The 9,756-nt window shown below is 69.6% G+C and carries 9 protein-coding genes; 7 read left to right on the plus strand and 2 right to left on the minus strand.

All coding sequences use genetic code 11. The features are described from left to right. The coding region (locus E1292_RS47395) for a cytochrome P450 (RefSeq protein WP_132606363.1) at window positions 1-1,089 on the minus strand (1,089 nt) is incomplete at its 3' end. A 367-nt stretch (window positions 1,090-1,456) separates the two neighbouring features. On the opposite strand from E1292_RS47395, the gene E1292_RS47400 reads away from it, so the two are divergent. Genes E1292_RS47400 through E1292_RS47430 form a run of 7 tightly spaced genes read left to right on the plus strand, consistent with a single transcriptional unit; the run spans window position 1,457 to window position 8,756 of the window. Next, window positions 1,457-2,302 (plus strand): fumarylacetoacetate hydrolase family protein, encoded by an 846-nt coding sequence (locus tag E1292_RS47400; protein ID WP_132606364.1) that lies wholly within the window; start codon window positions 1,457-1,459, stop codon window positions 2,300-2,302. After that, window positions 2,299-3,588 carry an L-fuconate dehydratase gene (locus E1292_RS47405; RefSeq protein WP_132606365.1) on the plus strand — a complete coding sequence of 430 codons (1,290 nt, stop codon included), beginning with the start codon at window positions 2,299-2,301 and terminating at the stop codon, window positions 3,586-3,588. Before E1292_RS47400 ends, E1292_RS47405 begins: the two co-directional genes overlap by 4 nt. Continuing rightward, the gene (locus E1292_RS47410; RefSeq protein ID WP_246090910.1) at window positions 3,585-4,316 is read left to right on the plus strand and encodes an SDR family NAD(P)-dependent oxidoreductase; all 732 of its coding nucleotides are present in this window, start codon (window positions 3,585-3,587) and stop codon (window positions 4,314-4,316) included. Before E1292_RS47405 ends, E1292_RS47410 begins: the two co-directional genes overlap by 4 nt. Before the next feature lie 21 nt (window positions 4,317-4,337). Further along, the gene (locus E1292_RS47415) at window positions 4,338-5,360 is read left to right on the plus strand and encodes a sugar ABC transporter substrate-binding protein (RefSeq protein ID WP_132606366.1); all 1,023 of its coding nucleotides are present in this window, start codon (window positions 4,338-4,340) and stop codon (window positions 5,358-5,360) included. Next, the gene (locus tag E1292_RS47420; RefSeq protein ID WP_132606367.1) at window positions 5,360-6,841 is read left to right on the plus strand and encodes a sugar ABC transporter ATP-binding protein; all 1,482 of its coding nucleotides are present in this window, start codon (window positions 5,360-5,362) and stop codon (window positions 6,839-6,841) included. Before E1292_RS47415 ends, E1292_RS47420 begins: the two co-directional genes overlap by 1 nt. 11 nt (window positions 6,842-6,852) lie before the next feature. Beyond that, on the plus strand, window positions 6,853-7,827 hold the full coding sequence (locus E1292_RS47425; protein WP_246090912.1) for an ABC transporter permease: 975 nt from the start codon (window positions 6,853-6,855) through the stop codon (window positions 7,825-7,827). Between the two features lie 5 nt (window positions 7,828-7,832). Continuing rightward, on the plus strand, window positions 7,833-8,756 hold the full coding sequence (locus tag E1292_RS47430) for an aldo/keto reductase (RefSeq protein ID WP_132606369.1): 924 nt from the start codon (window positions 7,833-7,835) through the stop codon (window positions 8,754-8,756). A gap of 129 nt (window positions 8,757-8,885) precedes the next feature. Here the strand turns inward: E1292_RS47430 and E1292_RS47435 are convergent. Next, a partial coding sequence (locus E1292_RS47435; RefSeq protein WP_132606370.1) for a DNA polymerase ligase N-terminal domain-containing protein occupies window positions 8,886-9,756 on the minus strand: 871 nt, incomplete at its 5' end.

Here is a 9,756-nt window from a genome sequence, read left to right on the forward strand (position 1 = left end):
GGCGAGCTGTTCGAAGAGGATGCGGAGTTCCAGCTTGGCCAGGTGGTTGCCGAGGCAGAAGTGGGCGCCCCCGCCGCCGAAGCCGATGTGCGGGTTCGGGTCGCGGCCGATGTCGAAGACCTCGGCGTCGGGGAAGACCGCGGTGTCGCGGTTGGCGGAGGAGTAGAAGACCACGACCTTGTCGTCGGCCTTGATCTGCTGCCCGCCCAGCACCTGGTCGGTCGTCGAGGTGCGGCGGAAGAGGTTGACCGGGGAGACCCAGCGGACGATCTCGTCGGCGGCCGTCCTGGCGAGGGCGGGGTCGGCCACCAGGCGCTCCCACTGGTCGGGGTGCTCGAAGAGGGCGAGCATGCCGCCGGAGGCGGCGTTGCGGGTGGTCTCGTTGCCCGCCACGACCAGGAGGAGGACGAACAGGTCGAATTCGTTCTCGTCGAGCGTCTCGCCCTGCTCGTCGGGCTGGATGAGCTTGGTGACGATGTCGTTCTTGGGGTTGGCCCTGCGCTGCGCCGCGAGCTGGTTGGCGTAGGCGTAGACCTCCATGGCGGCGGCGGAGCCCTCTTCGGGAGAGGCGGCGTAGTCGGGGTCCTGGGCGCCGATCATGCGGTTCGACCAGTTGAAGACCTTGTCGCGGTCGGTCACGGGCGCGCCGAGCAGCTCGCAGATCACGTAGAGGGGCAGGGGCGCGGCCACTTCGGTGACGAAGTCGACCTCTCCGGAGCACTTGTCGAGGAGGTCGTCGCAGATGTCGCGGATGTGCTGTTCGAGGGCTCCGATCGTGCGGGGGGTGAAGCCCCGGTTGACCAGGGAACGCCGCCTCGTGTGCTCGGGCGGGTCCTGGTTGAGCATCATGTGCCGCTGGAGCGCGATCTGGTCGTCGGCCATCTCGTCGAACAGGGCCAGCCGCCGGTGGGAGGAGAAGAGGTCGGAGTGCCGTGAGACGTGGACGACCTCGTCGTACGTGGTGACGGCCCAGAAACCGGGCTCACCGTCGTGCCAGTGGATCGGCGAGTTCGCGCGTAGCCAGGCCAGCTGGTCGTGCGGAGGTCCGGCGGTCGCGTAAACGTCCCTGTCGACGAGGTCGATGTGCACCCGGATCACCCTCTTGATCAAGCGCTTGGTTACGCGGTACTGAAACGTGTTCTATTACGTCACTGTACGGCCGTCAAGGACGCCTGTCGTCGAAGCCGTTAGATCGTTCCCGTCAGGCCTGTCGGGGTGCTCGCGCCGCTCGCCCTCCGTGGCGCACGTTTTACCTCCGATGTTTGGGGTGGTGGAATTCTGGCTATGTGAACGTAGCCATCGGAGCGGTAACGCGTTTCACAGCCCATGACCCTGCCCAGGAATCTTCCACAAGTCACGTATCGGATGTATCCGGGTCGGTGCCCCTTGACATGCTCGGCATGCTCGCACGAGCATCAGGGGTTGAGACATCCGATGTATAGATGAAGGATGCGGTGTGAAGCTGCTGCGAGTAGGACCTACCGGCCAGGAGCGGCCGGTGGTGCTGGATGACGCCGGAAAGCTGCGCGACATCGGGGAGCCCGAGATCGACGGCGCCTTCCTCGCCTCCGGAGGAGTGGCACGCGTCCGCGAGGCGCTCGAACGCGGCGATCTGCCCGTCGTCGACGCCGAGGGGTTGCGGATCGGCGCCCCTCTCGCGCGCCCCGGCAAGATCGTCTGCATCGGCCTGAACTACAGCGACCACGCCGCCGAGTCCGGCGCCGAGGTGCCGGCCGAGCCGGTGGTGTTCATGAAGGCCTCCAGCACCATGATCGGGCCCCATGACGAGGTGCTGGTCCCGCGGGGGAGCGTGAAGACCGACTGGGAGGTGGAGCTGGCCGTCGTCATCGGCCAGGAGGCCCGCTATCTGGGAAGCGCGGAGGAGGCCAGGGGGGTGATCGCCGGCTACGCGATCTCCAACGACGTCTCCGAGCGCGAGTTCCAGCTCGAACGCGGTGGCCAGTGGGACAAGGGGAAGTCGTGTGAGACGTTCAACCCGTTCGGTCCCTGGCTGGTGACGGCCGACGAGGTGGGCGACCCGCAGCGACTGCCCCTGCGCCTCTGGGTGAACGGCGAGGTGCGCCAGGACGGCGACACCAAGAACATGATCTTCGATGTGGCCGAGGTGGTGCGCTACCTCAGCCAGTTCATGGTCCTGGAGCCGGGCGACGTGATCAACACCGGGACGCCCGCCGGGGTGGCGATGGGGATGCCGGGTCAGCCGTACCTCCGGGCCGGCGATGTGGTGGAGCTGGAGATCGAAGGGCTGGGCCGGCAGCGCCAGATGGTGGGTCAGGCATGAGCGGCTACCGCATCACCGGCATGAGGACGCACGACGTGCGTTTCCCGACCTCGCGTGAGCTCGACGGCTCGGACGCGATGAACCCCGACCCCGACTACTCCGCCGCCTACGTCGTCCTCACGACCGACGACGGGCACGAGGGCCACGGGTTCGCGTTCACGATCGGGCGCGGCAACGACGTCCAGACCGCGGCCATCACCGCGCTGGAGCCGTACGTCGTCGGCAGGGACGTCGAGGACCTCGGCGCTCTCTACCGGAACATGGTCAACGACTCGCAGCTGCGGTGGCTGGGGCCGGAGAAGGGCGTCATGCACATGGCGATCTCCGCCGTGGTCAACGCCCTGTGGGACCTCAAAGCCAAACGGGCGGGCAAGCCCTTGTGGCGGCTGCTGGCCGAGATGTCGCCCGAGGAGATCGTCGGCCTCATCGACTTCCGCTACCTGAGCGACGCGCTGACTCGGGACGAAGCCCTCGACATCCTGAAAAAGGCGGAAAAGGGGAAGGCTGAGCGGATCAGCCACCTGGTCGAGGCCGGCTACCCCGCCTACACGACCTCGCCCGGCTGGCTCGGCTACGATGACGAGAAGCTGCGCAGGCTCTGCAAGGAGGCCATCGACCAGGGCTTCGGGCAGATCAAGCTGAAGGTCGGCGCCGACCTCGAAGACGACCGGCGCCGCTTCAGGGTGGCCCGCGAGGTGTGCGGGGCCGGCTACCCGATCGCGATCGACGCCAACCAGCGCTGGGACGTCGGCTCCGGCATCGCGTGGGTCAACGCGCTGCGGGAGTTCGGTCCTCACTGGGTCGAGGAGCCGACCAGCCCCGACGACGTGCTCGGCCACGCCGCCATCGCCCGGGGCATCGCGCCGATCCCGGTGGCCACCGGCGAGCACGTCCAGAACCGCATCGTCTTCAAGCAACTGCTGCAGGCCGAAGCCGTCTTTTACGTGCAGATCGACGCGGCCCGCGTCGGCGGGGTCAACGAGAACCTCGCGATCTTGCTGCTCGCGGCCAAGTTCGGCGTCCCGGTGTGCCCCCACGCGGGCGGCGTCGGGCTGTGCGAGCTGGTGCAGCACCTGTCGATGTTCGACTACGTGGCGGTCACCGGCTCCATGGACGGCCGCGTGATCGAGTACGTCGACCACCTGCACGAGCACTTCGTCGACCCCGTCGTCATCAGGAACGGCCGGTACGTCGCCCCGTCCGCACCGGGCTTCAGCGCGGAGATGCACGCGGAGTCGATCGCCGCGCACAGCTTCCCCGACGGCGAGGTCTGGAGGAACGCGTGACGCTGAAAGCGATCGTGACCGGTGGCGGCTCCGGCATCGGCCTGGCCACGGCCGCCGAGCTGACCGGGCGGGGGATGAAGGTCGCCTGCCTCGACCTCAACCCGCCGGGCGAGCCGTACATCGGGATCAAGGCGGACGTCACCGACGACGCGGGGATCAGGTCCGCGGTGGCCGAGGCCGCCGAGCGTATGGGCGGCATCGACGTGCTGGTCAACAACGCGGGCATCGGGGCTCAGGGCACCATCGAGGACAACCCGGACACCGAGTGGCACAAGGTCTACGACGTCAACGTGCTGGGCATGGTCCGGGTGGCACGGGCGGCGCTGCCGTATCTCAGGAGGTCGGAGCATGCCGCCATCGTCAACGTCTGCTCGGTCGCGGCCACCGCGGGGTTGCCGAACCGGGCGCTCTACAGCGCGACCAAAGGCGCGGTGCAGTCGCTGACGCTCGCCATGGCCGCCGACCACATCCACGAGGGCATCCGGGTCAACTGCGTCAACCCGGGCACCGCCGACACACCGTGGGTCGCGCGGCTGCTCGACGTGGCCGACGACCCCGAGGCGGAGCGGGCGGCGCTGAACGCCAGGCAGCCGATGGGCCGCCTGGTCGCACCGGAGGAGGTCGCCGCGGCGATCGCCTACCTCGCCGGCCCGCAGGCGAGCGCCACAACCGGCACCGTGCTCGCGGTCGACGGTGGCATGCAGGGGTTGCGGCTCAGACGCAACTGATCGAGAAAGGTGACACCCCCCATGAAGCTCGGATCGGCGGTCGCGGCGGCGGCCCTCTTGGCGATCGTCACCGCGTGTGGCTCAGGCACCACGGCGGGAGGAGGGAACGGCGGCACCAGGATCGGCATCGATCACCCGCGCGCCGACTCCGACTTCTGGAACTCCTACATCAAGTACGTTCCGCAGATGGCGGGCGAGCTGAAGGTCGACCTCATGCCCGCCACCAACTCGCAGAACGACGTGGCGAAGCTGGTCAACAACGTGCAGGCGCTGATCGGTCAGGGGGCCAAGGTGATCGTCATGGCCCCGCAGGACACCGGCGCGGTCGCCAACACGCTGCAGCAGCTGGAGAACAAGAAGATCCCCGTCGTGACCGTCGACACCCGGCCGGACAAGGGCAAGGTCTACATGGTCGTACGCGCCGACAACCGCGCGTACGGCACCAAGGCGTGCGAGTTCCTCGGCGAGAAGCTCGGCGGCAAGGGCAAGGTCGTGCAACTCCAGGGCGCGCTCAGCTCGATCAACGGCCGTGACAGGTCGGAGGCGTTCCTGGAGTGCATGAAGGCGAAGTTCCCCGGCATCACGGTCTTCAGCGAGCCGACCGAGTGGGAGGGCAGCAAGGCGGCGTCCATGTTGCAGACCCGCCTGGAGCAGAACCCCGACATCAAGGGGATCTACATGCACGCCGGAGGTGTGCACCTGGCCCCGACGTTGCAGGTGCTCAAGCAGAAGGGGCTGCTCGTGCCGCCGAGCGACCCCAAGCACATCTTCGTGGTCTCCAATGACGGCATCCCGCAGGAGTTCGAGTCGATCCGCAAGGGGGACATCGACGCCACCGTCTCGCAGCCGGCCGACCTGTACGCCAAATACGCGCTCTTCTACGCCAAGGCGGCGGCGGACGGCAAGACGTTCGAACCCGGCCCGACCGACCACGGCAGCACGATCATCCAGCTCCCGAACGGCCTGGAGGACCAGCTTCCCGCGCCGCTCGTGACCAAGGACAACGTGGACGACAAGAGTCTCTGGGGCAACCAGGCCGGCTGATGAACCTTCACGTTGAAGCCCGGAACGTCGTCAAGCGGTTCGGCCCCACCACCGCGCTCGACGGCGCGGGCATCGAGATCGCCGAGGGCGAGACCCGCGCGCTCGTCGGCAGGAACGGCGCCGGCAAGTCCACCCTGGTGTCGATCCTCACCGGGCTGCTGCGGCCCGACCGGGGCGAGGTGCTGTTCTCGGGAGAGCCGGCACCGCCCCTCGCCGACCGCGACGCCTGGCGGCGGCGCGTCGCCTGCGTCTACCAGCATTCGACGATCATCCCGGCGCTGTCGGTCGCCGAGAACCTCTTCCTCAACCGCCAGTCGGGCAGGGGCAGCGTGATCAGGTGGCGGGCGCTGCGGGGCAGGGCGCGCGAGCTGCTGGACACGTACGAGGTGGACGTCGATGCGCAGGCGCTGGCCGGGGACCTCACCGTGGAGCAGCGCCAGCTCGTCGAGATCGCCCGCGCGCTGTCGTTCGGGGCAAGGTTCATCATCCTCGACGAGCCCACCGCGAGGCTGGACGGGCCGGCCATCGAGCGGTTGTTCGCCCGCATGCGCTCCCTCCGCGAGCAGGGCGTCACGATGATGTACATCTCCCACCACCTCGACGAGGTCTACGAGATCTGCCAGAGCGTCACGGTGTTCCGCGACGCCCGCCACATCGTGACCAGCCCGGTCGCCGGCCTCCCGCACGACGAGCTGGTCGCCGCGATGACGGGGGAGGCCACGGTCGCGTACGCGTCCCGCTCGCGCACGCCCGGCGACACGGTCGTGTTGTCGGGCGCGGGCCTGTCGCTCGCCGGCCGCTACCAGGACGTCGACCTCTCGGTCAGGTCCGGCGAGGTCGTCGGCCTGGCGGGCTCCGCGAGCAGCGGCAAGGTCGGCCTCGCCGAGACGCTGGTCGGGCTGCACAAGGCCGATTCCGGCACGGTCACGGTCAACGGCAGGCGGATCCGGCCGGGCGACGTGCCGGCCGCGCTCCGGGCCGGGCTCGGCTGGGTGCCGCAGGACCGCCATCGCGAGGGCTTCGTCCCGCTGCTGTCCGTGGCGGAGAACGCCACGTTCCCGATCGCCCGCAAGCTGGGGCGCTACGGCCTGGTGTCGCCGGTGCGCCGCCGGGCCAGGGCGGAGGAGATGATCGAGAGTCTGGACATCAAGACGGAAGGAGCCGATCAGCCGGTCGGTGACCTGTCCGGGGGCAACGCCCAGAAGGTGGTGTTCGCGCGGGCACTCGTGGACGACCCGACGGTGCTGGTGGTGATCAACCCGACCGCGGGCGTCGACGTCAAGGCCAAGCAGGCGCTGCTCGGCGCCGTCGAGGACGCGGTGGAGCGGGGAGCCGGTGCCGTGGTGGTCTCCGACGAGCTCGACGACCTGCGCATCTGCGACAGGGTGCTGGTGATGTTCCACGGCAGGGTCGTCAAGGACATGCGACGTGGCTGGACCGACCACGAGCTCGTGGCCGTGATGGAAGGCATGGAAGAGTGACCAGTTTGACTGTGCCGGCCCCCCGGGCGCGGCTGGCCCGGTTCCGCGACCTGACGCTCGTGCCGGTGATCGTGCTGCTGCTCGTCGTGGGCGCGTTCCTCGACCCGACCTTCCTGACGGCGGGCAACCTGACCAACGTGCTCCAGCAGCAGGCGGCGATCTCGCTCCTCGTGCTGGCCGAGGCGATGATCCTCATCGCCGGCAAGTTCGACCTCTCGCTGGAGTCGACGGTCGGCACCGCGCCCGCGATCGCCGTGATGCTCATCATCCCGGTGTCGGCCGGCGGATTCGGCATCGGGCTGCCAGGGACGCTGGTCATCCCGCTGGCGCTGCTGGTCGGCGCCGCAATCGGAGCGTTCAACGGTTTCCTGATCATCAGGTTCCAGCTGTCGGCGTTCATCGTCACGCTGGCCATGCTGATCGTCGTACACGGCTTCCTGCAGGGCCCGACGGAGGGCAAGACGTTGTTCCAGCTGCCCGACTCCATCCTCTATCTCGGCAGCGCGCTGTGGCTGGGCCTGCCCGCGGCCATCTGGATCGCCGGCGCCCTGTTCGCCGCCGGCATCTTCGCCCTCGGTTATCTCCGGGCCGGCCGCGCTCTCTACGCGATCGGCGGCAACGCCGACGCCGCCCGCGCGGCCGGCATCCGCGTCGACCGGGTGCTCTGGGGCGTGTTCATCCTGGGTGGCACGCTGGCGGCGCTGGCCGGGATCCTCGAGACAGGACGCCTCGGGGCGATCGGCAACAACCAGGGCGTCGGGTGGATCTTCATGGTGTTCGCGGCGGCCGTCATCGGCGGCGTCAGCATGGACGGCGGCAAGGGCACCATCCTGGGCGCGCTCACGGGCGTGCTGGTGATCGGCCTGGTGCAGAACATCCTCACGCTGATCGGCGTGTCGGGCTTCTGGCAGCCGGTCATCTACGGCGCGATCATCCTCATCGCGCTGATGATCAGCAGAATCGCGGGCGGAAAGGCACAAGATTGAATGTGATGGAGCTGCCGCGTCACGGGCTCGGCGGGGCGCCCATGGGCAACCTCTTCGAGTCGGTCACGGACGAGCAGGCCAGCGCCACGGTGGACGCCGCGTGGGATCGGGGCGTGCGCCTGTTCGACACCGCGCCCCACTACGGGCTCGGCCTGTCGGAGCGCCGCATGGGCGCGGCGCTGGCCGGCCGCTCGGGCTACGTGCTCTCCACGAAGGTCGGCCGCCTGCTGGTGCCCACGTCGTCGCGCGAAGACCGTGACGGCGAGGGCTTCGACGTGCCGGCCGCGATCGAGCGGGTGTGGGACTTCTCCGGCGACGGCGTACGCAGGTCGCTGGAGGAGTCTCTTGACCGCCTCGGGCTGCCGGCCGTCGACATCGTGCTCATCCACGACCCGGACGACCACGTCGACCAGGCGATCGCGGAGGCGTACCCGGCGCTGGCCGAGCTGCGGGACCAGGGCGTGGTGAAGGCGATCGGCGTCGGGATGAACCAGTGGCAGGCGCCGCTGCGCTTCGTCCGGGAGACCGGCATCGACGTCGTCATGCTCGCGGGCCGCTACACCCTGCTCGACCAGTCGGGCCTGCCGCTGCTGGAGGAGTGCGTCGAGCGCGGCGTCAGAGTGCTGGCGGCCGGGGTGTTCAACAGCGGCATCCTGGCGACCCACGAGCCGTCGGGCACCTACGACTACCGGCCGGCGCCGGCCGAGCTGGTGGAGCGGGCCAGGAGCATCGCCGCCGTCTGCGAGCGCCACGGCGTCACATTGCCCCAGGCGGCCATGGCCTTTCCGCTGCGCCACCCGGCCATCGCGTCGATCGTGGTGGGCGCCCGCGCGCCCGAAGAGGTCCACACGAACGCCGCCCTGTGGTCGCGGCCGGTCACTGACACGCTTTGGGCGGAGCTCGAGGCGGAAGGGCTGCTGCCGGCCTGACCGCGCCCGCTCGCGTCCGGTCGCCGAACATCCGCGCGCCGGTGTGCGGGGGACGATCTCCGCGATCAGGTCGCCGCCGGGTGGAGGATCGAACGCGACGTCCACGGGGTCGCCGCGCGGGTCGGGCGGTCACGAGGGGATGAAGAGCCAGGATTTCGACGGCCCCGGTTCGTACGGCGCGTCCAGGCGCTTGGCCACCACCCCCGGCAACCCCTGTTCGCGGGCCGCCTGCCGTACCGGCCCCGCCTCGCCCGGCCAGGACGGCGCGGTCTGCCAGTGGGCGCCCGCGAGATCGAGCGTCTCCAGCGCGGTCCTGCGGGCCGTGTAGGGCTGGTCCACCAGCGACTGCCCGTCGTCGTAGAGGAGGTCGTAGAAGACCAGGATCTCGGCGCGCCCGAGGGTGGCGAGCTCGCCGTCGAGCAGTGCCGTGCGGCTGCCGAACGACTCCGCCAGCTCGCGCAGCCACGGGTGCTCGCGGGACGCCGTGGTGCGGCCGCCCTCGACGGGCACCAGCAGCCGGCGCCCGCCCCACGCGAACTCGTAGGCGTAGGCGGAGGCGTCGCGCGGGGGTCTGGCGCGTTCGGTGGGCAGCATGGGCTCGACGTCCGGGAACGGGTCGCGGACCGGGGGATCCATGCGGTGGATCATCCAGTTCTTGCCCCGGGTCCGGAACAGCACGAACCGGCCGGAGGTCCGCGTGCCGTGCAGGACGAACTTGACCTCGCGCTCCGACCACTTCTCCGTGTCGTACGTGCCGGTGTCCCAGATGGTCATGGTGCCGCCGCCGTACTCGCCCTTGGGGATCTCGCCGTGGAAGGTGAGGTATTCCATCGGGTGGTCCTCGGTGTGCACGGCCAGGTGGTTGGTGGCGGGGTCGGCGGGCAGGCCCTTGGGCACGGCCCAGGAGACCAGCACGCCGTCGCGTTCCAGCCGCAGGTCCCAGTGCAGCGACCGTGCGTGGTGCTCCTGGATGACGAACGCCCGGTCGTCTCCGGGGGCG

The organism is Nonomuraea deserti (assembly GCF_004348685.1).
Taxonomy (GTDB): domain Bacteria; phylum Actinomycetota; class Actinomycetes; order Streptosporangiales; family Streptosporangiaceae; genus Nonomuraea; species Nonomuraea deserti.